The following is a 23,348-nucleotide window of genomic DNA, read 5'->3' on the forward strand; positions in this document are numbered from 1 at the left end:
CAATGCGCGAAGTCCCCGACCTGATTGCTTGCGAAGGATGCGATGCCCTATACCGCAAGGTGCAGCTGCGCCGCGGCGAAATCGCCCACTGTCCGCGCTGCGGCACCGAGTTGGACCGCGACGACGGCCGCCAGCGCGAACGCATCCTGCCGCTGACCGTGGCCAGCCTGATCATGTTCCTGATCGCCAACAGCTTTCCCATCGTCGAAATCGAGCTGCAGGGCCTGCGCAGCCAGACCACGCTGTTCGGCGCCGTGCTGTCGCTAAGCGCTGAAGGCATGTCGCTGGTAGCCATGCTGGTGCTGGCGACCACCATCCTGTTTCCGCTGCTGCAGCTGCTGTTTTTGCTGTACTTGCTGTTAACGCTACGCAGCGATCGCACCCCGCCCGGCTTCCGCTGGCTGGTGCACGCCATGCAAAACCTGCGCCCCTGGGGCATGGTGGAAGTATTCCTGCTGGGCGTGCTGGTGGCGGTGGTCAAGCTTTCGAACATGGCCACCGTGCTGCCTGGCGTCGCACTGTGGGCCTTCGGGGTCCTGACCGTATTGTTGACGGCGGTGGTTTCCTTCAATCCGCGCCGCTTCTGGCAGATGGCGTTTGCCGACAGCAGCGCACAGGAATCGCCATGAGCAGCGGCGCCATCGAAGCGGATGATCCGATCATCGTTGCCGGCGACGAAGACCTGCCGGAGCACACCGCCGCCAGCCTGGGCATGATGTCGTGCCACCACTGCGGCACGGTATGGCAGGATGTGGCCGAAGATGACGACTGCCAGCGCTGCGGCACCGCGCTGCACATGCGCAAGCCGCACAGCATCATGCGCAGCTGGGCGCTGCTGATCGCCGCCTGCATCATGTACATTCCCGCCAACCTGATGCCGGTGATGGTCACCAAGACCCTGCTAGGCGTGCAGCAAGACACCATCATGAGCGGCGTCATCTATTTCTGGGTATCCGGTTCCTGGGAACTGGCGGCGATTATCTTCATCGCCAGTTTCCTGGTGCCGCTGTTCAAGCTGGCCTCGCTGATCCTGCTGACGGCGACCGCGCAAAACCAAAGCCGCTGGCGCCGCCTGCAACGCGCCAAACTGTACCGCCTGGTGGAAATCATCGGCCGCTGGTCGATGCTGGACGTGTTCGTGGTGTCGCTGCTGGCGGGACTGGTGCAGATTGAAGGTTTCGCCAAGATCACCGCCGGTTTCGGCGTGGTGGCGTTTGCCTCGGTGGTGGTGCTGACCATGCTGGCTGCGCTCAGCTTCGATCCGCGCCTCACCTGGGACGACAGGCCGCACCGTCTTGCGCAAAAATCGACAACAAAGCGACAACAAAGCGGCAACAAAGCAACAGAATTGACAAACAAGTCAAAAAATAAGTAAGCAAAAAAGTGAAAGCACAAGATGAGCGATGAAAACACCCCGGCGCCCTCCCTGCCGCCCCTGCCCGCGCCGAAGCTGAGCCGCAAACGCGACTGGCTGCCGTCGCTGATCTGGCTGATTCCTATCGTCGCCGCCGTGGTCGGCCTGACGCTGGTGGTCAAGATCCTGGTTGAACGCGGGCCGTCGATCACGATCACCTTCCGCACCGCCGAAGGCCTGGAAGCAGGCAAGACCAAGGTCAAGTACAAGGATGTCGACATCGGCCTGGTACAGACCATCACCCTCAGCAAGGACCGCTCGCACGTACTGGCTAACGTCCAGCTGTCGAAGGAAGCGGAAAGCTTCACCGCCGCAGACACCCGCTTCTGGGTGGTGCGGCCGCGGGTGGCGGCTTCTGGCGTTTCCGGACTGGGCACCTTGCTGTCGGGCGCCTACATCGGCGCCGACGCCGGCACCGCCAAGGACAAAAAGGACGAATTCACCGGTCTGGAAGTGCAGCCTATCGTCCGGCTCGACGCCAGCGGCAAGCAGTACATGCTGCACGCCACCGACATCGGCTCGCTGGACATCGGCTCGCCGATCTATTTCCGCCGCATCAAGGTCGGCCAGCTGGCCGCATACGACCTGGATGAAGACGGCAAAGGCGTGACCTTGCGCATTTTCATCGATGCGCCCTACGACAAGTTCATCGGCGTCAACACCCGCTTCTGGCACGCCAGCGGCTTCGACATGCAGATCAACGCCAGCGGTTTCAAGCTGCGCACGCAATCGCTGGCGACCGTGGTGCTGGGCGGCATCGCCTTCCAGTCGCCGGACGATGAGCTGGGCATCAAGGCCAAGGAAAACACCACCTTCAACCTGGCGCCGGACGAAGAAACCGCCTTGAAGGAACCCGATGGCCCGTCGGAAACCGTGATCATGTATTTCAATCAGTCGCTGCGCGGCCTGACGCCGGGCACTACGATCGACTTCCGCGGCGTGGTGCTGGGCGAGGTCAAGTCGATAGGTATCGAGTATGATGCCAAGCAGCGTGAATTCCAGATGCCGGTCGCGGTGCAGATCTATCCGGAACGTTTGGGCCGCAAGTACGCCGAGGATGAGCGCCATTCCACCTACACCGCCAAACAGCGGCTGGAATACATGGTCGGCCGCGGTTTGCGGGCGCAGCTGCGCACCGGCAACCTGCTGACCGGGCAACTGTATATCGCGCTCGACTTTTTCCCGAAAGCGCCGCCAGTGAAACTCGACAATTCGACTTCGGTGGTAGTGTTGCCGACGATTCCGAACAGCCTGGATGAAATCCAGTCGCAGATCGCCGAGATCGCCAAAAAGCTGAGCAAGGTGCCGTTCGACCAGATCGCCGCCGACCTGCAAAAAACCATCGGCACCATGAACCGTACTCTGCTCAATGCCGAGCAGTTGACCAAGAGCCTGAATAACGACGTGGCGCCGGAAATCATGGCGGCGATGAAAGACGTGCGCAAGACGCTGGACAACGCCGACCGCACCCTGTCCGACAACTCGCCGCTGCAGCAGGATATCCGCCAGACGCTGCAGGAACTGACGCGTTCGGCCGCTTCGGTGCGCATCCTGACCGATTACCTGGAACGCCATCCGGAGTCACTGATCCGCGGCAAGCAAGAAGAAAGCAATAAATGATGACGACCAAGACCACAGCAAGCCGCGCGCGCGGCGCCATATTCGCAGCGGCGACAGTAGCTGCAACGCTGGCCCTGGCCGGCTGCGCCTCCAGCCCGACACGCTTCTATACGCTGTCGGCGCCGCCGGCTGCAATCCCGGCGGTAGCGCAAAATGCCAAACTGTTTATCGAAGTCTCGCCCATCGCCTTGCCGGAGCGCCTGGCGCGGCCGCAACTGGTGGTGCGCAGCAGCGGCGCCAATGCCGGCACCCGGGTTGACATCCTGGAGCAGGAGCGCTGGTCCTCGCCCTTCAACAACGAATTGCGCGATGCGCTCGCCAGCGCCATCGCCAGCCGCCTGGGCGCAACCGACGTCAGCCGCTCCGGCAGGCCGACCGACCAGCCGGTCTACCGCATCGCCATCGAGTTGCGCGAATTCGATGCCGCCCCCGGCGACAAAGTGCAAGCCACCTACGGCTGGACCGTCACCCGCTCGGACAATGCCAAGACCAGCGCCTGTCAGTTGACAGTAGCGGAACCGGTCGCTGCCGGCATCGACGCCCTGGTGCTGGGCGTGCAGCGCACCGTGGCCGATGCCGCCGGCGCCATCGCTGCCAGCGTCGGTACATTCAAGAACGGCGCCGCACCGGCTTGCCAGGGTTGACGGCACAGTACGGCAGCCATGATCGATAAACAGCAGGAACTGGCGAAATCCAAGCATCTGGCGCTGCTGTTCCTGGGCGTCGCCAGCGCCGTGTTTGTTGTCACGCTGCTGCTGCCCGGCGGTTTCTGGCCAGACCTGGTCAAAGCCGTCTCAGAAGCGGCGATGGTGGGCGCGCTGGCCGACTGGTTCGCGGTGCACGCCCTGTTCCGGCGGATACCGATCCCGCTGCTGTCGCGCCATACCGCCATCATTCCCAGGAACAAAGACAAGATCGCCGACAACCTGGCATTGTTCGTCAAGGATAAATTCTTCGATGTCGAGTCGATCGCCGGGCTGATCCGCAAGCACGATCCGGCCAAGCTGCTTTCCGCCTGGCTCAGCGGCCCCGACAATACCGAGAACTTCGGCCGCCATCTGCTGCGGGAAGCCGCACGCATGCTGGACTTCATCGAAGACGCTCCGGTGCAGCGCTTCATGACCAGGGCGCTGCACGTGGCGCTGGAAAAAATCGACCTGTCGCAATCGGCCGGCGTGATTCTCGACCAGCTGACCAAAGACGGCCGCCATCAGGCTCTGCTGGATGAAGCGCTGCGGCAGTGCGCCGGGCTGTTGAACAGTCCCGATACGCAAGAACTGATCGCCGGCGAAATCGTGGTCTGGCTCAAGCAAGACCATCCCTTGAAAGAGAAGGTCCTGCCATCCGAATGGCTAGGCCGGCAAGGCGCGGATGTTGCCGTCAATGCAGTGAGCCGCCTGATTGCCGAGATCAGCGGCAACAAAAACCATGCCTTGCGCGGCAGGTTCGACGTCTTCACCAAGCGCTTCATCGAGCAGCTCAAGGAGGATCCGGAATTCCTCGCCAAAGGCGAACAGATCAAAGCCTACCTGCTCAACGACCCTACCCTCTATCTCTACCTGAAAACCCTGTGGGGATCGCTGCGCAGCTGGTTGAAAGAAGATCTGGCCCGCAGCGACTCGCGGCTGCACCGGAACATTGTCGCCGCCGGCCATTGGCTGGGCAAGACGCTGGCGGACGATCCTGCATTCCGGCAGTCCGTCAACCAGCATCTGGAAGAGGCGGCAAAGAACATGGCGCCCGACTTTGCCGACTTCCTGACCCGCCATATCAGCGATACCGTCAAAAACTGGGACAGCCGGGAAATGGCGCGGCAGATTGAACTGAACATCGGCAAGGACCTGCAATGGATACGCATCAACGGCACTATCGTCGGCGGCCTGATCGGCCTGTTGCTGTATCTGGTTTCGCAGCTGCGGCAATGGCTGCCGCATTTTTAAACAGCCTAGCCGCTCAATCAGCCCGCGCTAACCGGGCCTAAAACCGTTCGTAGCCCAGCAGATAGCGCCACTCGCCAACCGCCAGGCTGGCCATCGGCAGGCGGCCGATGCGGATGCGCTTGATTGCCACCACCTGCAGCCCGACCTGCTCGCACATGTGCACCAGCAAGCCGCGTTGCGGCGCCTTGAGGGCGAAGCGCAGGCGTTTTTCGTTCTGCCAGCTGACCTTGATCGGCGGCAGCGGCTTGCGGTTGAAACTCAAACCGTGGTTCAACAGCTTCAAGCCGTCCGCAATGATGTCGCCGCTCACCTCGACGATGAATTCGTGTTCGATCTTGGCGGCATCGTCGACCAGCTTGCGCGTCACCCGCCAGTCCTGGCTGAAAATCAGCAGGCCGCTAGCCAGCGTCTCCAGCGGCTCGATCAGGTTCAGGTTGTTCAGGTGGCGCTTGAGAAAGCGCAGTTCGGCACGGTCGTCGGCCGCCCGTTTGTCGGCTGCCACCAGGCGCGCCGCCAGCTCAGCCACCGGCGTCTCGGCGAACAGATTCAGTCCGGCCGGCTTATGGTACAAGATGGTAACCGGATCTTGCGGCTCCAGCGTGGCCTCCGGCAGCAATTCGATCTGCTGCCCTGCGCCGATGCGCTGTCCGGGTTCTTCCACCAGCACGCCGTCAACCTTGACCCAGCCACCTTCGATATATTGTTCGGCTTCGCGGCGCGAGCAGGAAAGCTGGTCGGCGAGCTGTTTCGCCAGGCGGATGGATTCAGTCATGTATGTATGCCTTGATCTTCATTTATTTGCGATACAGTTCGGGACGCGACTTGTTGCGCTGTTCGTAAATGGTCTTGGCGTCTGCCCGTGCGCGTTCCAGCGTACGCATGGCCGGGTCGTCGTCGTGCAGGGTAAAAAAGTCAGCCGCTTGCGCCCGCATCACGTACTTGATCGCGGCATCGTCCTTGAGGTCGTAAAGTTCGACCATCAAGGTCGTGACTTCATCCAGATATTCTTCGTAGGTCATGATTAACTCCCGTGTTTCCTGCCTCGCTCTCCTTCATCCACCACGTTACAGGAAGAGTTAGTGCAGTGTTGCGCACATAATGACACTTAATAAACGGTGTCTTTTTGCGCCATGCGTCGTTGTAAATCCTCGCGATAGCCCACTATCGCTCCGGTTTACGCCTAGCCTGGCGCAAAAATACACCATTTCTTAAGCGCCATTACATGCGCAGCACTACACTAGGCGGGCGTATTTTCGCATCAAACAGCCCCGAGGACCAAGTTATCGGACTCAGCCTGCCTTGGCTGGCGGCCTTATTCCACCGAATCGGCGCCAGGTCCGCCTGATTTTTGCCGCGTGCTGCCTGCCGCTGTCGTCCAGCAGGTCCAACGCCAGCTCGCAGTGCGGCTCCAGCTCGGGCCGCTGTTCTGCGATCTGCCGCAGCAGCCCGTTGGCGACATTGCGGTCATTCGAAACGCCCAGCATGTCTTGCAACTCGCTCAGCCCTTGCACATAGGATCGCATGCGCTTGGGTGGAAAATACGATTCAAAGAATTCCGCGGCGTAGCGTGCTTTCTTGGCGGCGATCCTGAGGCGATGCCGTTTTGCCGGCCCTTGGCGCTTGATGCCCTTGCCGCGCGCCAGCAGCTTGCTCTGCAACTTGGCCAGCTTGCTGCGCGCGAATTTCTTCAAGGGCATCGACAGCGCGGCAATCTGCTCAGCGCTTTGCTGCTGGCGCCAGCGCCGCCCTTCCAGCCAGCTTCCCAGCGACAGCAGCAATCTGGCATAGGCACGGGAAGCCAGGGCATTGGCAGCCGCTTGACGGTGCTTGCCTGCCTCGCTGACGGTATGCTGCCGCAGATGTTCTAGCTGCGGCGCATGCCGGCTATTTTCGGCAGCATCGCTCAGGGTGGCAGACGCTAGCACTTCCCAGTCGCGCGCCGGCCCCAGCAGGCCTGCCAGCCAGCGCAGCTGTGCGGCGATCTCCGGCGGCGTCTGGATGATTTTCTTGAACAGTCCCAGCGCCGCGCGCAAGCGCCGCAGCCCGACCCGCATCTGATGCAAATGCTCCGGATCGCCGCCATGCATGACGCCGTCTTCATTACCCTGTATCTGCGCCAGGCAGTTGTACAACAGTTGCTGGAAACCCTGCTCCAGTGTCAGTGCCAGCGACAGCTTGAGCGGCTGCGCTTTCACGACAGCCGGTGCTTGCGGCGTATGCAAGGCATAGCCGCGCTCCGCCTTGCTGATATTAGCGCTGCGCAGAGGCAGGCTGTTTTGCAGTTCAAGGGCGACATCGAACAGGCTGGCAGAATCGCCGGCTTTCAATTCCAGCTCGATTTCACTGATCGGAATCGTCTGGTCGCCATGGACCACTTCTCCCTGGTCCAGCGCCAGTTCGATCTCAGCGCCGGAAGGCAAACGCAGCAACCATATGGTGCGCCGGAAGCGTGTCGCGAACACCGGCTGCAGCCGCTCGGCCAGCGCCGGCGCGGACATCAGCCCGGCCACCGCCGAACCGGTCTCGATCAGTCCAAGCAAGGCCGGCAGGTCAGGCCTGGCGCCATGGATCTCCGACTCCCACTCCGGGCGCTGGTGCAAGCCGGCCGCTACCTGGCCGCCGCTTTTACAGGTTTGTATCAGGCGCCTGCCGACCCGGCGCACACGCAAAGCGGTGTGATTCTGTTTCAGGTAGAGCTCAGGGGTATCGAAATAAACGCTGTCCAGTTGCCGCGACTGTGGCTTATTGACCGCATGTTTTTTTAACAAGGGATGGCGCCGGAAGCGGTTTACATCGGCCGGATCCAGCAATAATTTTAATTCGATTTCCATGTTTTCCAATGTTAAACAAAATTGCGGATAGCGGCAAAACTATCCGGCGACGCGATCTTTATCCTGGCGCCGTATGCACAGTATAGGCAGCGCGGCCCTGCTTGCACGGGCAATTTTTTCTGTAAAAAACCACAAGTAATCGCCAGCGACACGGACTTTTTGCATTTTACATTCATGACACAAGAGTAATAGGTTATTTTTTGCTAGGTAATTATCAATTATCGCAAAACTTCGCCAATCTTCGTCTAATTGACTAAATAATCGTCTATTTACAAAAGAAATTCATTTTACATTTATTGCTTTAAAGGAATTTATTTATCACATTTCGCGAGAAAATTGTGCCGCACGGAAAATAAAACAACGTAAATAGTAAAATATTTCAGGCGCGTTACATCGGCTCTCAAACTGATACAAAATGAAATGGCGATGCCCCAAACCGTTGCAAGGTACGGGTCACCGCTTGTCGATTGGACACACACAGTCCACTCCGGCAAAACAAAACGAAAACATGCTGCGCGGCGAATTTATCGAATTGGCCGTAAAAAAAGCATGAAGCGAAATTGATCATTTCCTTATAAATAAAGTGGAGAGCTTTCAGATGAAGAAGAAGTTTTTGGCATCAGCTGTTGCAGCAATTTGCCTCGCTCACAACCCCGTCGCCTTCGGCGCAGATCAAACCACCCCTTCCCCCGACAGTCTTGAACGCATCACGATTACTGGTTCAAATATTTCCCGCATCAACAAAGAAGGGCCGACCGCGGTTGAAGTAATCAAGCGCGAGGAAATCGAGAAATCGGGGGCCAGCACTGTCCTGGAACTGTTGAGCAAGCTGCCCTCGGTTTCGGTCGGTCTTGACGGCAACAGCAACACATCTTTCGCCCAAGGCGCCGCCTCGGTCGGTCTGCGTGGTCTGGATGCAAAATATACCTTGATCCTGCTGAACGGCCGCCGCCTGGCGAACTATGGCTTCGCGGACGGCGCCGAAAACTCCTTCGTCGACCTGAACAACCTGCCGCTGGCAGCGATTGAATCGGTTGAAATCCTGCGCGACGGCGCATCCGCGATCTATGGATCGGATGCAGTGGCCGGTGTAATCAACTTCAAAACCAAAAGAAACTATCAAGGTGTCGAGGGCACAGCCAATCTGGGCACCAATGAAAAAGGCGACGGCGGCACAGCCAGCGCCAGCGTCACTGCCGGCTGGGGCGACCTCGACAAGGATGGCCAGAACCTGCTGTTGACGGTCGACGTGTTCCGCCGCAATCCTTTGCAGAGCGATAAGCACGACGCCACCGCCAATCGCGATTTCAGCCGCTTTGGCGGCAGCGATAACCGTAGCATCGATCGCTACCTGGGTAGCCTCAACGACTACACGACCGGCGAACCAGGCTTTCCCATACCCGGCTGCCGCGGCACGGTTGGCGTCAGCAGCGGCACCGGCGACACGCGCTGCTTCAACAACCAGACGGTGCAGCTGTCGCCAAAGATCTTGCGCGGCGGGATTTCTGCAATCTTTACAAAACGGCTCAGCGGCCAGGACGAACTGTTCGGCGAAGCCAGTTTCAATCACAGCGAAACCAGCGTCCAGTATGCTTTGCCGAGCTTTGATTCGCAATTCATCGGCAAAACTGCCGGCTCCACCAATCCCGGCCTGGCCAACCTGCCAGGGCCAAGCCCGGACGGTTCCCTGCAAGGATTCACGCCCGGCGATCAGCTGCGCGTGTACCGCGCCATCTATGAAGCGCCGCCAACCGTCAATAAAATCACCAGCGACACTATCCGTCTGGTAGGCGGATGGCGCGGCCAGATCGGCAACTGGGACAGCGAAGGCGCGCTCAGCCTGAACCAGAACCGCCTCAAGGACGCTGCCTCCAATTCCGTCCTCAAAGATGTCTCGACGGCCTCTTTGCAAAACGGCCTGCTCGGCAAGGGCGGCTACGATCCGTTTGCCTACTGGAATCCAGCCAGCGTCGTCGATCCGATGCTGACCACCACCGAACGGGTGGCGGTCTCGCGTCTGGAAACCCTGGACTGGAAGATGTCCGCGCCGGAATTGTTTTCCTTTAACGGTGCACCGGTCGGTTTCGCCTGGGGTGCGCAAGCGAGCCACGAATCGATCGACGACCGCCCTGACCCGCTCAATGTCGCCGGCAATATCGTCAACGCAGGCGCTACTGCCAGCAACGCCAGCCGCTCGATCTATTCGCTGTATGGCGAATTCAATGTGCCATTGATGAAACAGCTCGAAATGCAGCTGGCTGTGCGCGGCGACCACTACAGCGACTTCGGCAATTCCTTCAATCCGAAAATTGCACTGGCCTGGCGCCCCAGCAAGGAAATCCTGCTGCGAGGCTCCGCCACGACATCGTTCAAGGCGCCGACCTTGCCCGAAGTCAGCTCGACCACGGCAGGCTATGCCAACGGCATTGCTGACTGGGCGCGTTGCCGGCCACTCGGCTATACCGGCGCAAACTGCAGCTACAGCCCGCGCCAGTATGCGGTCGGCAATCCGGACTTGAAAGCCGAGAAAGCCAACAACTACTCGCTCGGCATGGTGCTGCAGCCGCTCAAAGGCTTGTCGGCATCGGTCGACTGGTATGCGATCAAGCAGCGCAACACGATCCAGGCGCTGGACCCGCAATACATCGTCGACAATGAAGACATCATTCCGGGCTACGCCTCACTGGTCGGACGCGATCCACGCAATCCGGCGCTGGAAGCCCGGTATCCGGGCTTGACCAAGGGGCGCATCAACAGCGTCACTACTCCTTACATCAATGTCGGCAAAACCGACATCCAGGGTTTGGATATCGACCTGTCCTACGAACTGTCGCTGGCCGGCTGGGGCAAGCTGAAATTCCGCGAGGTAAACGACTACACCTTGACCTACAAGCAGAGCATCACGCCGGGTACGGCGCCGCAAAGCCGCCTGGATTCCATCTATCATCCGCGCTGGAGCAACTCCTTCCGTACCGCCTATGAGTATTCCAATACGGAACTTGCCTTGACTGCCCGGACTCAGGCCAGCACGCTGAACATCGACGATCCGACCCATACCCAGGATCCGGCCGTCACCAATGCACGCATCGGTTCCTTTACCGTATGGGATCTGAACGTGAATACCAAGGTCAACCGCAACATGACCTTGAATTTTGGCGTCAACAACGTGTTCGACAAGGGTCCGGTATATGCCAACACGGCGTATAAGGACGATTTCGTACAGAGCATCAATGACCTGGTCGGCCGTTATTTTTACGTGAACATGCGTTACACGTTCAAATAAACAGCGGTTTTGCAGCCGATCCGAACTTAAGATTCGGGTAGATATTTGTCAGATCGTCAGCGGGCGGGCATGTCATGCGGCATGCCCGCCCGTTCATTTGCCAAAGCTTCCCCAGCAATGCAATCATCGAGATTGCCAGGGATCCGGTGCAGCCCTACTCGGCCAGCTTTTGCGCGCGTTGCTTCACATCACCTAAGTCACCTTTGACCGCCACCGTCAGGCGCGTCCCGTAATCCACATCTGCCTTGTAGAAATGACTCAGCATGATCTGTTTGGTTTCCACATCCTTGACCTGCCCCAGATCCGCCGCCAGGTTGCCGATCAGGTTTTCCCGGTCTTGCTTCGACAGTGAACGGTAGAAGCTGCCGGCCTGGCTGAAGTTGTCGGTCTTGGCGATGGCGGCCTGCTGCGTGCTGCCCGACAGCGGCGTCTGCACCGACTTGTAGGCGGGATCGTCGACTGCGCTGCCGCTTTGCCGCGATGGCTGGTAATTGACATCGCCGCTGCGCTTGCCAGTATCGCCGGCGCCGTCGGTATTGTAGTTATTCACTTTCACCAAGGGCTGGTTGACCGGGATCAGCTGGTTGTTGGGACCCAGTCGGTGCAGCTGCGTATCGGCATACGAGAACATGCGTCCTTGCAGCAGACGGTCTTCAGAGGCTTCGATACCGGGTACGAGATGGGACGGCGCAAACGCCACCATCTCAGTGCTTTCAAAGAAATTGTCCGGCACCTTGTTCAAGGTCATGGTGCCGATTTTGGTCTCAGGGACATCGGGCCAGATCTTGGTGGCGTCCAGCGCATCGAACTTGAATTTGCCCAGCTCTTCCGGTTTCAGGATCTGCACGTACAGATCCCATTTGGGGAAGTCGCCGCGCTTGATTGCTGCGTACAGATCGTCGGTCAGGTTGTTGAAGTCCTCGCCCTGCACGCGTGCCGCCTCGGCGCGGGTCAGGTTCTTTTCGCCCTGCAGGCTCTTCCAGTGGAATTTCACGTAGCGCACCTGGTTCTGGGCGTTGACCATCTTGTAGGCATGCACGCCATTGCCGTCCATCATGCGGTAGGAAGCCGGGATGCCGAGATCGGAATACACCCGGGTCAGCATGTTGGTGCTCTCCGGCTGGTGGCTGAAGAAATCGAAGAAACGGTTCGGGTCTTGCGCATTAGTGACCGGCGACGGCTTCAGGGAATGCACCATGTCCGGAAACTTGATGGCATCGCGGATGAAGAAGACCGGCAGATTGTTGCCGACCAGGTCCCAGTTGCCTTGGTCGGTGTAGAACTTGGTGGCGAAGCCGCGCGGATCGCGCAGGGTTTCCGGCGAGCCCTTGGGATGGATGACGGTAGAAAAGCGCACGAATACCCTGGTCTTTTTACCAGCCTCGGCAAACAGGCTGGCGCGCGTCAGTTGCGACAGGTTTCCAGCCGCGACAAACTCACCAATCGCGCCGGTGCCGCGCGCATGCACCACCCGTTCAGGAATACGTTCGCGGTCGAAGCGTTGCAGTTTTTCGATCAGGTGCGCGTCTTGCAGCAAGGTTGGACCATCCGGCCCTGCGGTCTCCGAATTCTGATTGTCGCCAACGGGTGCGCCGTTGTCGCGCGTCATGGTTTGTGCGGTGACGGCTCCTGCCAGCAAGGTGCTCAGACCAATCGCACCCAGTTGCGCAATTGCGCGGGTCTTTAAGAAATTCATGCCTAGTTCTCCTGTTTTTTCTACGCAAAAATGCGTAGTGCAATATTTGCACAAATAGTTTTAATCTATCAAATTTTAAATATCAATTAATAAAATAGATGTCAACTATGACCAAGGGAATGACCCAATTTGTGCTGAGTCGATGTCAATTCCCGACTTTTGTCGAACAACAAGCGGAGTACTTACATAAATAGTTAAAAACTACACATTTCCAAATATCAATTTTATTAATATTTGGAAATTATCATCGTGCGAATTACCCTGATTTGTGCTGAAACGACGCCAACCATCGACGATCGTGGAGCAATAAGCGGCGCCAGCTGACGCCACCTTTCCGGGATATGAGAAAGGGGGATGGACGCACGGGAAAACCTTGCGTACATCCCTTCCAGGTTAGAGACAGACTCAGAATTTGTGACGCAGCCCCAGGCGCAGCATCCCTTGCCGCGCAGCCGACGAAACATCGGTCGCGCCAGGAATATAGGCACGGTCCAGCACGGAACCGGTGTCTTTGCCGGCAACTTGCTGGTAAACCGCTTGCGCATATACGTCAGTCCGCCTGGACAACTCGTAGTCAGCCATCAGGCCCAAGGTATGCCACTTGGGTTTGAAATTGGCTTCCGAGGTATTGAATTTACCCTGGGTAAACGTGTACATCGCGGCCAGCGAGAGCGCCGGCGTCAATTGATACTTGGCGTTGAGTTCATAGTTGTTGAACACCAGCCGGTTGAGGCTGCCAAACGCGGGCGTAATCGGACCGACATAGACCGATGAGAGCGGATTGGTGAAATTGGTGTTGGAATAGACGAAGCCATAGGTGGCGTTCCTCACCGTGTAATTGATGCCGGCGCCGGCGGTGCGCTGCTGGTAGGCGAGGAAATTGGCGTCATTCTCGGCAATCGAACCTGTGGCGCTGGCGCCTGGCAGCATATTGCTCATGTAGGCCGCAGCCACTGCCCACGGGCCATTGACGTATTGGGCGCCAAGGCTATAAGTCATATTGTTCCGTTGCGCGCCGGCGGTCTCGCCCAGCCCGACCAGGCCGCCGAACTTGAAGCCGCCATAGTCTGCGCTGGTGTATTTGACGGTGTTATTGACGCGGAAGGAATTATCCGTATTGTCGTTGTCGAACGGGTGCGAGAACAGGTAGCCGCCCCAGTTGCCGCTGGCAGTCAGCGGGCCCAGGAAATCCACCACGGAATCATACTGGCGTCCCATCGTCAGCGTGCCAAGCTGCTTGCTGGACAGGCCGACGAATGCTTGCCGTCCGAACAGGCGGCCACCCTGACCCAAGCCGCCGGTGTCGGCGTCGAAGCCGTTCTCCAGCTGGAACACGGCGCTCAGGCCGCCGCCCAGGTCTTCCTTGCCCTTGACGCCGATCCGGCTGCCGGAGGGATAACCGCTTTCCATCTGATAGGCACGGTTGCCGCCGGCGTTATTGGTGAAATTCAGTCCCAGGTCGACGATGCCGTAGATGACCACATTGCTTTGCGCCTGCGCGGCGCCGGCGATGCCGCTCAGCATGCCGGCGATCAATACCATTTTTCTCATGCCATATCCTCTATTGATTGAAATCGGGATGATCGCTGCGGATACTGCTTCCGCTGCGCTGTTTCCCGGTGCTGATGCCGCGCTATGCAGGGAAAAGCTGACGTAGCCACGGACGGCCAATGAATAGTATATATAAATAGACAACTAATGACGAATAGATAACTGTAGGAATATTCCCTGATTGAGGCCCCCGGGTCTGGTTTTAATCGGCCCAGGCGCGTGGCCGGATGCCGGCATGGCCGTTACCGGCTACGTCCAGCGATTCTTGATCGGCCCACTGCGCGCACAACAGCGTAGTATCAGCTTGTCGCCCCGCAAAGAATCGTAAGTCATGCCTATTCCCTATCTGAGAAAACTGACCGGCAAGGATCGCAGCCAGCAAGCGAACCGCCACCTGGCCTATTTCCTGTCGTTTATTGCAGGAGCGATCAATGCCGGCGGCTTTCTCGCAGTCGGCCAATACACCTCGCACATGTCGGGCATCGTCTCTTCGATGGCGGACAATCTGGCGCTGGGATCGATCGGACTGATGCTGGCCAGCCTGGCTAGCCTGCTGGCGTTTCTGGCGGGCGCGATGAGTTCGGCGCTGCTGATCAACTGGGGACGGCGCCAGGCGCTGCACGCGGAATACGCGCTGCCGTTGATGCTGGAAGCCGCATTGCTACTGCTGTTTGGGCTGCTGGGCGGCAATCTGGAGGGCCATAAATGGCTGTTCGTGCCGATCACGGTGATACTGCTGTGCTACATCATGGGCTTGCAGAATGCCATCATCACCAAGATTTCCAAGGCGGAAATCCGCACCACCCATATTACCGGGATGGTGACCGACATCGGCATCGAACTCGGCAAACTGCTGTATTGGAACAGGATCAAGCCCAGCCAGGACCAGCCTGACGTGCTCGGCGACCGCGACAAACTGCGGCTGCTGACGACGCTGGTGTCGCTGTTTTTCAGCGGCGGCCTGATCGGCGCCATGGGCTTCAAGCAGGTCGGCTTCATCGCCACCGCGCCGCTGGCCGCGACCTTGATGTGCCTGGCCATCGTGCCGATATACGATGATTTCCTGAAATTCCGGCGCAAGGCATGAGCCAGCCCAGCTGAGACGAACGCGGAGATTGCGGTGATTGCTGAAGGCAAGCGCTACGGCAAGCGGATTTCACTCACCTCATGCACATCGGGCAGCGCTTTCAGCTTCAGCAAGATGGCGTCGAATTCGCTCGGCAACACCCGCAGCAGCGCCACCGTGACTTCTTCGATGTCGGCGTCATTGGTGTTCTGCTCGACGACAAACTGCTCGATCTGCGCCGTGCCTTTATCCAGCAACTGGCCGAACATCTGGAAGGTCAAGGCGCCGCGCCGCACCACCAGGCGCACCTCGCGCCGCTGACGAGCGATGAAGAAACGCTTTTCCAGCGGCTTGAGGCCGGCCAGGATGATCAGGATGATCAGCGTAGCCGCCGCTGCCGCGATATACAGCCCGCCGCCCACCGCCAGGCCGACCGCGGCCACCGACCACAGGCTGGCCGCCGTGGTCAGGCCGCGGATCACTTCGCCGCGCAGCAGGATCGAACCGGCGCCGAGGAAACCGATGCCGGAGACTACCTGCGCCGCCATCCGCGACGGATCAAGTTCGTAGCCGGGACGGCCTACCACTTCCTGGAAACCGTAGGCGGAAACGATCATCACCAGCGCCGAACCGACGCACACCAGCATGTGAGTGCGCAGGCCGGCGGCCCAGGATAATCGTTCGCGGTCGAAGCCGATGACGCTGCCGAGGGCTGCGGCTATCAAGAGCCGGATGATCATTTCTATCTGGTCCAAATTTCACTCCTTCAATCAATAACGGTATGGTAGGGTGGGCACAGCGTGCCCACGCGTGAACTCACTCCGCGCACATGCCTTGTTATGGCGTTGCATAGGCCCACACTCCGTTTATGACCGTCACGCGTGGGCACGTTGTGCCCACCCTACGACAATTTCAAAGTATTGGTCAGGTCGCCCAGCGGCGCCTGCTGGTTCTGCAGGAAGGCGACGTCGCGCGCCACCAAGGCATCGAGCTTGCGCAAGCCATACACGCGCGTGATGAAGCGCATGATCGAGGTGGTGTCGTACACGGTGTGGTCGACAAAACCTTTCTTCGCATGCGGCGAAATGACGGTCGCAGGTATTCGCGAACCCGGCCCCCAGCGATCGCCTTTGGGCGGCGCCACATGGTCCCACCAGCCGCCGTTTTCATCGTGGGTGATGATCACCACCATGTTCTGCCACTGCGGCCCGCGCTGCAGATGGGCGATGACGTTGGCGATATGGCGGTCGCCGGATTCGACATCGGCGTAGCCGGCATGCAGGTTGAGATTGCCCTGCGGCTTGTAGAAACTGACCTGCGGCAGGCGCCCGGCGTCGACATCGGCCAGGAATTTGTTGGTGGCAGGATCGTCGCCCAGGCCGCCGTCCTTCAGATGCAGCTCGCGCGCAGTCGTACCCGGGGCGAAGCTCTTGAAATAATTGAAGGGCTGGTGATGGTACTGGAAGTTCGGCACGGCATCGTCGTTGGCCTTGCCATCCAGCGCTGCTTGCCAGGCGCCGGAGTACCAGCTCCAGCTGACGTTTTTCTCGGACAGGCGGTCGCCAATGGTGGGATAAGTCTGCGGCGGCAGCACCATCGGATCGCTGGCGTCGGCATAGGCGGCATCGCCGCCCCTGGCCGGCTTGACGAAGCTCGGCTGGTACGGCGGCGCCATGGTATTGACTGCATAGCCGTCCGGCGTGATGGCGCGGTCGCGCAGGAATTTGGGCGGACCGGCTATGGCCGAGGCCGGGTTCTTGTCGTCCAGTTTCAAGCGCGTGCCCGTGGGATCGTCGCCCTCCACCGTCGATACATTATGGCGTGCCGGACTGTTGTGCACATCCGGATAGAACGGGGTCTGCCCGGAAATCAGGAAAATATGATTGAGGTAGGAACCGCCGAAGGCCGACATGAAAAAATTGTCGCACAGGGTATATTGCTCGGCCAGCTGCCACAGGCGCAGCTTGCTGGCGGTTTCGCCGTAGTGGCCCATGGTGAGGCCGCCGGAATCGGCCCAGGCCACGAACTGGTCGTTCTTGCCGCCGTTGATCTGCATCTGGTTCTGGTAAAACTTGTGCCACAGGTCGCGCGTGATGACGCCCTGCGGCAAGGGCTTGCCTTGTGCATCGCTCAGCTTGAACGGCGCGTTCGGCAAGCCGCTGATCTGCTCTTCGGTGATGGCATAGCGCTGGCCGTCCACCTGCTGCGCCTGCGGCACCAGGCCGCCCCAGATCTTCGGCAGCTGCGGCAGCGGCGTCTTGCCGTCGCGGTCCAGCTGCGTGTAGCGCCCGCTCTGCATGGCCTGCGCCAGCGGCCGTTGCACGCCAGGGAAATTGCCATACAGGTTATTGAAGCTGCGGTTCTCCGCATAGATCACCACCACGTGCTTGACCGCTGCCTGCAGCTGCCGGTCCAGCAATTTTTCCTGGCTGGCGTCGGCTACCTGCTGGCTGCCGTCGCTGGCGCAATCGGCCAAGGCCAGCGTGGCGCCGGCCGCCACCACGCTGCCGAGGAAACGGCGGCGCGTAAAACCGCCTGTTTCATCTTCCGGTTCCGGTTTGTCGTTTTCATTCATGGATGGGTTTCACTATGCTTGATAAATTGAATGATGAGCTGCCGCGGCGCTGAAGATGCGCCAAGCGGCAGGGCCAGAGAGGGTGGCCCATTCTAGACCGCTTTGCGTTCGGCTTACAATACTTCCGGCAGCGGCGTGCGTAGGGTCACGAACTCTTCCGCCGAGGTCGGATGGATGCCGATGGTGTCGTCGAACACGCGCTTGGTGGCGCCGGCGCGCAAGGCGATGGCGATACCCTGGATGATTTCGCCGGCGTCCGGCCCCACCATGTGGCAGCCGAGCACCTTGTCGCTGTCGGCATCGACCACCAGTTTCATCATGGTCTTTTCATGGTAGTCGCCCAGGCTCAGCTTCATCGGCCGGAAGCGCGCTTCAAACAGCTTGATCTTGTGGCCGGCGTCGCGCGCTTCCTGCTCCGTCAGGCCCACCGTGGCGATATTCGGCAGGCTGAACACCGCGGTCGGAATCAGCTTGTAATCCACCGGCCGATACTCCTCCGGGCGAAACAGGCGGCGCGCCACGGCCATGCCTTCGGCCAGCGCCACCGGCGTCAGCTGCACCTTGCCGATGACGTCGCCCAGCGCCAGAATCGACGGCTCGGAACTGCGGTATTCGCTGTCAACCTTGATGAAGCCTTTGGCATCCAGCGCCACATCGACGTTTTCCAGGCCCAGGTTATCCAGCATCGGACGCCGTCCGGTGGCGTAAAACACGCAATCGGTTTCCAGCACGCGCTGGTCCTTCAGCGTCACTTTCAGGCTGCCGTCCGCCTGCTTGTCGATGCGCGCAATATCGGCGTTGAACTGCAGGTCCAGGCTCTTTTTCTCGAATTCCTGTTTCAGGTGCAGGCGCACGCCCTGGTCAAAGCCGCGCAGGAACAGATCGCCGCGATACAGCAAGCTGGTGCGGGCGCCAAGGCCATGGAAAATCGAGGCGAATTCCACCGCGATGTAGCCGCCGCCGATCACCAGCACGCGGCGCGGCAGCTCTTTCAGGAAAAAGGCTTCGTTGGAAGTGATCGCATGTTCCTTGCCAGGGATGTCCGGCACCTGCGGCCAGCCTCCGGTAGCAATCAGGATGTGGGCGGCGCTGATGCGCTGGCCGTTGATTTCCACCGTGTGCGCATCCAGCAGCCGGGCGTGGCCTTCATGCAGGGCGACGCCGCTGCCCTGCAGCAGGCCGCGATAGACTTCGTTGAGACGATGGATCTCGCGGTTCTTGTTGGCGATCAGGGTGGTCCAGTCGAACTGCGGCCGGCCGGCAGTCCAGCCGAAACTGGATGCAACCTCGAAATCCTCGCTGAAATGGGCGCCGTACACCAGGAATTTCTTTGGCACGCAGCCGACGTTGACGCAGGTGCCGCCCAGATAGCGGCTTTCCGCCACGGCGACGCGGGCGCCGAAGCCGGCAGCAAAACGGGCGGCGCGGACGCCGCCGGAGCCCGCTCCGATTACGAACAGATCGACATCAAAAGACATTGGCATTCTCCTTGAACCAAAGCGGGCTAAAACGACGGGCAAGGCCAAATCTTACGCCATGCCACGCTTGCGAGTGAAGCCCGCTTATAAATCAGTCAGATCAATCCAGCAGGCTCTCGTCCCAGGCATGCACGGTCTGCTGCTGCTCGCCCAGGCCGTCGATGCCGAGCCGGACGACGTCGCCATGCTTGAGGTAGCGCGGCGGCTTCTGGCCCATGCCTACGCCCGGCGGCGTGCCGGTGGAAATGATGTCGCCCGGGTATAGCGTGGTGAACTGGCTGATGTAGTGGATCAGGAAAGCGACATTGAAAATCATGGTGTTGGTATTACCGTCCTGGCAGCGCTTGCCATTGACTTCCAGCCACATCGAGAGATTCTGCGGGTCGCCGACTTCATCCGCCGTCACCAGCCAGGGACCGACCGGACCGAAACTGTCGCAGCCCTTGCCCTTGTCCCAGGTACCGTTGCGCTCGAGCTGGTATTCGCGTTCGGAAACATCGTTGATCACGCAATAGCCGGCGACATGCGACAAGGCCTGGTCCAGCGCGACATAGCGCGCCTTGCTGCCGATGACCACGCCCAGCTCGACTTCCCAGTCGGTCTTGACGGAGTTTTTCGGCATCACGATGGGATCGTTGGGGCCGCCGAAACAGCTGTTCCACTTATTGAACAGCACCGGCTCGGCCGGCAAAGCCATGCCTGATTCCGCGGCATGGTCGCTATAGTTGAGGCCGACGCACAAGAACTTGCCGAGGCCGCTGAAGGGTGCGCCGATGCGGCCGGGCGCGCTGATTTCCGGCAGGCTGGCGGCATCGATCGCGCGCAGCTGCGCCAGGCCTGCCGGCGTCAGCTGCTGCGCCGTGATGTCCGGGATGAGGCCGGACAAATCGCGCAGCTTGCCGCTGCCATCCAGCATGGCCGGCTTTTCCTGCCCTTTGGCACCTATTCGTAATAACTTCATCGTCTGCTTCCTTATGTTTGCGGGACTTGCCTAAATGATCATGCCATTAAACCACGAAGCGGAAAGCGGCGTCAGCAGATGCGCCGCTATGCAGATGGCCATGTTTTACGTCAGAATACGGGGCCTGGCCCATTGCGGGTCCTACCACTGCTTCCTCATTATCTATGCCGAATCTTAATTTACTGCTGGGCTTTGCGCTGGTCGCCTTCGGCATGGTGCTGACGCCAGGTCCCAACATGATCTACCTGATTTCGCGCTCGATCTGCCAGGGACCGAAAGCCGGCTTCATTTCGCTGGCCGGCGTCGCCACCGGATTCGTGTTCTACATGCTGTGCGCCGCCTTCGGCATCACCGCCCTGCTGTTTGCGGTGCCGCTGGCCTACGACATCCTGCGCTTCGGCGGCGCTGCCTACCTGCTCTACCTGGCCTGGCAAGCAGTCAAGCCGGGCGGCCGCTCGCCTTTCGCAGTGCGCGACCTGCCCCTTGACAGCAACCGCAAACTGTTCTTCATGGGCTTGTTCACCAACCTGCTCAATCCCAAGGTGGCCTTGATGTACCTGGCGCTGATGCCGCAATTCATCGACCCGAACGGCGCCAGCATCCTGGTACAGTCGCTTGGGCTGGGCGTGGTCCAGATCCTGATCAGCATCACCGTCAATTCGATGGTGACGCTGGCGGCCGGCAGCATTGCCGGTTTCCTCGGCAGCCGGCCGAGCTGGCTGCTGATCCAGCGCTGGCTGATGGGCACGGTGCTGGCCGGCCTGGCAGTAAGGATCGCGCTGCAGGCAAAAAAATAAGGACGCCGCAAACGTTGAATATTGGCTAATATGCAAGCTGCCCTACAAATCCGGAGTTGCCTGAATGCCGCATTTGCCATTAGCCTTGATTTCCGCCGTCGTTCTGCTGTTGCATGCCGCCGGCATCGTCGCCGCCATCCACGCACTGATGCATACGCGCACGCCGCAAGGCGCGGTGGCCTGGGTGTTCGGCCTGGTGCTGCTGCCCTATTTCACCCTGCTGCCCTATCTGTTCCTCGGCAGTAAGCGTTTTTCGGGCTATGCCGAACTGCATCACTCGCGCCAGGCGCGCTTGCAGCAGCTGGACGATCCGGCGCTGCTGGCCTTGTCAGCGCAATATCCGCCACACCCCGGCGCCCAGCGCTACCAGGCCATCAGCAAAATGCTCGGCGTGCCCTTTCTCAGCGGCCATCGGCTGCGCCTGCTGGTCAACGGCGCCGCCAGTTTCGAGGCAATCTTCGCCGCCATCGCCAGCGCCGAGCATTACCTCCTGGTGCAATTCTTCATCATTCATGACGACGAGCTCGGCCGCAAACTGCAGGCGGCGCTGCTCGAGCGCGCCGCCGCCGGCGTCCGCGTGTATGTGCTGTACGACGGCGTCGGCAGCCACGATCTGCCTCCCTCCTATGGCGCGATCCTGCGCGCCGGCGGCGTCGAAATCCATCGTTTCGCCACGCGCCGCTGGCGCAACCGCTTCCAGCTCAACTTCCGCAATCATCGCAAGGTGGTGGTGGTGGACGGCTGGCGCGGCTTTGTCGGCGGCCTCAATGTCGGCGAGGAATATCTCGGCCACAAGCCGCCGCTGGCGCCATGGCGCGATACCCACATGGAATTGCAGGGGCCGGCGGTGGCCGATCTGCAGCTGGCGTTCGATGAAAACTGGCAATGGATCACCGGCCAGCCGCTCAAGCTGTCGGCGCCGCGCCCGGCCGACGGCCAGGCCACCGCGCTGATCGCCGCCACCGGCCCGGCCGACGCCCAGGAAACCTGTTCGCTGTTGTTCGTCCAGGCCATCCACGCTGCCCGCCACCGGCTGTGGCTGACCACACCCTACCTGGTGCCCGATTCGGCCGTCAACGCCGCCTTGCAGCTGGCGGTGTTCCGCGGCGTCGATGTGCGCATCCTGATCCCGGCCATCGCTGACCATCGCACCGTGTTCCTGGCGTCCACCTTGTATGCGCACGAACTGGTGCGCGCCGGCGTACGCATATTCCGCTACCAGCCCGGCTTCATCCATCAGAAAGTGATGCTGATCGACGACGACACCACCTCGGTCGGCAGCATGAACCTGGATAACCGTTCGCTGCGGCTGAACTTTGAGATCACTTCACTGAACATCGACAACGCATTTGCCGGCGAAGTGGAGTCCATGCTAAAGACCGACTTTGCACAGGCCCGGGAAATCGACGTCGCCGACTACGCCAGGCTGCACTATCTGTACCGGGTGCTGATCCATGTGGCGCGCTTGGTGAGTCCATTACTTTGAACTTGTCGTGCCGCTGTGCGACCGGCCAGCGTTAATCTTGATAGAATTTATGCCTCGCCGCTTCAGGCAGCAATCCGAGCCCGGCAGCACTTTGACAGCCTGTATTCAGGAATCTTCCTGCGTCCCTGGCAGTGCCAGCGGCGAATTTTCTGGAGCACACACGATGGCCCACAAGCCCGCCGATCACAATGCAGTCTCGCCCTATTTGCTGGTACAGGATGTCGAGGCCATGCTGCTCTTCCTCACCGCCACCTTCGGCGCCGTCGAGATCTACAAGATGACCTTGCCGGATGGTTCAGTCAAGCATGCGGAAGTACGTATCGATGACTCCATCGTCATGCTGGGAGAACGCCCGGACGGTCGCGATCCTGCCATTTGCTCCACCCACGTCTATGTGCCTTCGGTAGACGATTGCCATGCCCGCGCGCTGGCTGCCGGCGCAAGCAGCATCTCCACGCCGGCCGACCAGTCGTACGGCGACCGCAGCGCCGGGATCCGCGATCCGGAGGGCAATATCTGGTGGCTGGGGACCTACCTTGGCAGGGGGTAAATTTGGTTGAAATATCAATGAAATCGCACAAAAACATGCCATAACGGCATCGAAATCTAAACAAAAACCTGATTTTGTGCACTGTATTTACATACAGTAG

Annotated in this window: 18 protein-coding genes and 1 pseudogene; 10 read left to right on the forward strand and 9 right to left on the reverse strand. The window is 59.9% G+C overall.

Translation table 11 applies throughout. The annotated features are described in order from the left end of the window. Positions 1 to 2: 2 nt before the first annotated feature. Genes VNZ65_RS08750 through VNZ65_RS08770 form a run of 5 tightly spaced genes read left to right on the forward strand, consistent with a single transcriptional unit; the run spans position 3 to position 4,974 of the window. On the forward strand, positions 3 to 629 hold the full coding sequence (locus VNZ65_RS08750; protein WP_325668053.1) for a paraquat-inducible protein A: 627 nt from the start codon (positions 3 to 5) through the stop codon (positions 627 to 629). Then, entirely contained in the window at positions 626 to 1,375 is a 750-nt protein-coding gene (locus VNZ65_RS08755) for a paraquat-inducible protein A (protein WP_325668055.1), read from the forward strand. Before VNZ65_RS08750 ends, VNZ65_RS08755 begins: the two co-directional genes overlap by 4 nt. Positions 1,376 to 1,396: 21 nt before the next feature. Continuing rightward, complete coding sequence (locus tag VNZ65_RS08760; RefSeq protein WP_325668057.1) at positions 1,397 to 3,034, forward strand: intermembrane transport protein PqiB; 1,638 nt, start codon at positions 1,397 to 1,399, stop codon at positions 3,032 to 3,034. Further along, entirely contained in the window at positions 3,031 to 3,678 is a 648-nt protein-coding gene (locus VNZ65_RS08765; RefSeq protein ID WP_414649081.1) for a PqiC family protein, read from the forward strand. The genes VNZ65_RS08760 and VNZ65_RS08765 overlap by 4 nt, the downstream gene beginning before the upstream one ends. Before the next feature lie 21 nt (positions 3,679 to 3,699). Further along, positions 3,700 to 4,974, forward strand: a complete 1,275-nt coding sequence (locus VNZ65_RS08770) for a DUF445 domain-containing protein (protein WP_325668115.1) — start codon at positions 3,700 to 3,702, stop codon at positions 4,972 to 4,974. A 37-nt stretch (positions 4,975 to 5,011) separates the two neighbouring features. Here the strand turns inward: VNZ65_RS08770 and VNZ65_RS08775 are convergent, their stop codons facing one another. From VNZ65_RS08775 to VNZ65_RS08785, 3 genes are all read right to left on the reverse strand, one after another. Then, positions 5,012 to 5,746 (reverse strand): rRNA pseudouridine synthase, encoded by a 735-nt coding sequence (locus tag VNZ65_RS08775; protein WP_325668059.1) that lies wholly within the window; start codon positions 5,744 to 5,746, stop codon positions 5,012 to 5,014. 22 nt (positions 5,747 to 5,768) lie between these two features. Then, entirely contained in the window at positions 5,769 to 5,993 is a 225-nt protein-coding gene (locus VNZ65_RS08780; RefSeq protein ID WP_325668061.1) for a hypothetical protein, read from the reverse strand. 270 nt (positions 5,994 to 6,263) lie between these two features. After that, positions 6,264 to 7,805 carry a CHAD domain-containing protein gene (locus VNZ65_RS08785; protein ID WP_325668063.1) on the reverse strand — a complete coding sequence of 514 codons (1,542 nt, stop codon included), beginning with the start codon at positions 7,803 to 7,805 and terminating at the stop codon, positions 6,264 to 6,266. 598 nt (positions 7,806 to 8,403) lie between these two features. Between VNZ65_RS08785 and VNZ65_RS08790 the strand changes: the two genes are divergently transcribed. Beyond that, positions 8,404 to 11,088, forward strand: coding sequence for a TonB-dependent receptor (locus VNZ65_RS08790; RefSeq protein WP_325668065.1), 2,685 nt, complete (start codon positions 8,404 to 8,406; stop codon positions 11,086 to 11,088). A gap of 154 nt (positions 11,089 to 11,242) precedes the next feature. Here the strand turns inward: VNZ65_RS08790 and VNZ65_RS08795 are convergent, their stop codons facing one another. Next, on the reverse strand, positions 11,243 to 12,784 hold the full coding sequence (locus VNZ65_RS08795) for a catalase (RefSeq protein WP_325668067.1): 1,542 nt from the start codon (positions 12,782 to 12,784) through the stop codon (positions 11,243 to 11,245). A 405-nt stretch (positions 12,785 to 13,189) separates the two neighbouring features. After that, the gene (locus tag VNZ65_RS08800; RefSeq protein WP_325668069.1) at positions 13,190 to 14,335 is read right to left on the reverse strand and encodes a porin; all 1,146 of its coding nucleotides are present in this window, start codon (positions 14,333 to 14,335) and stop codon (positions 13,190 to 13,192) included. Between the two features lie 331 nt (positions 14,336 to 14,666). Between VNZ65_RS08800 and VNZ65_RS08805 the strand changes: the two are divergent. After that, a pseudogene (locus VNZ65_RS08805) lies at positions 14,667 to 15,395 on the forward strand (YoaK family protein); the annotation flags it as partial. An 80-nt stretch (positions 15,396 to 15,475) separates the two neighbouring features. Here VNZ65_RS08805 and VNZ65_RS08810 read toward each other — a convergent pair. The 4 genes from VNZ65_RS08810 to VNZ65_RS08825 all read right to left on the reverse strand — a co-directional run bounded on the left by VNZ65_RS08810 (position 15,476) and on the right by VNZ65_RS08825 (position 20,415). Then, the gene (locus VNZ65_RS08810) at positions 15,476 to 16,141 is read right to left on the reverse strand and encodes an MgtC/SapB family protein (protein WP_325668117.1); all 666 of its coding nucleotides are present in this window, start codon (positions 16,139 to 16,141) and stop codon (positions 15,476 to 15,478) included. Between the two features lie 161 nt (positions 16,142 to 16,302). After that, complete coding sequence (locus VNZ65_RS08815) at positions 16,303 to 17,976, reverse strand: acid phosphatase (RefSeq protein ID WP_325668071.1); 1,674 nt, start codon at positions 17,974 to 17,976, stop codon at positions 16,303 to 16,305. 113 nt (positions 17,977 to 18,089) lie between these two features. After that, a complete protein-coding gene (gorA, locus tag VNZ65_RS08820; protein ID WP_325668073.1) occupies positions 18,090 to 19,454 on the reverse strand; it encodes a glutathione-disulfide reductase in 1,365 nt (454 codons plus the stop codon). A gap of 100 nt (positions 19,455 to 19,554) precedes the next feature. Further along, positions 19,555 to 20,415 carry a fumarylacetoacetate hydrolase family protein gene (locus tag VNZ65_RS08825; RefSeq protein ID WP_325668075.1) on the reverse strand — a complete coding sequence of 287 codons (861 nt, stop codon included), beginning with the start codon at positions 20,413 to 20,415 and terminating at the stop codon, positions 19,555 to 19,557. 164 nt (positions 20,416 to 20,579) lie between these two features. On the opposite strand from VNZ65_RS08825, the gene VNZ65_RS08830 reads away from it, so the two are divergent. The 3 genes from VNZ65_RS08830 (at position 20,580) to VNZ65_RS08840 (ending at position 23,248) form a co-directional block, all read left to right on the forward strand. Beyond that, a complete protein-coding gene (locus VNZ65_RS08830) occupies positions 20,580 to 21,212 on the forward strand; it encodes a LysE family translocator (protein WP_325668077.1) in 633 nt (210 codons plus the stop codon). Positions 21,213 to 21,276: 64 nt separating this feature from the next. After that, positions 21,277 to 22,698 carry a cardiolipin synthase gene (gene cls, locus VNZ65_RS08835; RefSeq protein ID WP_325668079.1) on the forward strand — a complete coding sequence of 474 codons (1,422 nt, stop codon included), beginning with the start codon at positions 21,277 to 21,279 and terminating at the stop codon, positions 22,696 to 22,698. A 163-nt stretch (positions 22,699 to 22,861) separates the two neighbouring features. Further along, positions 22,862 to 23,248 carry a VOC family protein gene (locus VNZ65_RS08840; RefSeq protein WP_325668081.1) on the forward strand — a complete coding sequence of 129 codons (387 nt, stop codon included), beginning with the start codon at positions 22,862 to 22,864 and terminating at the stop codon, positions 23,246 to 23,248. Positions 23,249 to 23,348 lie beyond the last annotated feature (100 nt).

The organism is Collimonas sp., from assembly GCF_035566555.1.
GTDB lineage: Bacteria > Pseudomonadota > Gammaproteobacteria > Burkholderiales > Burkholderiaceae_D > Collimonas.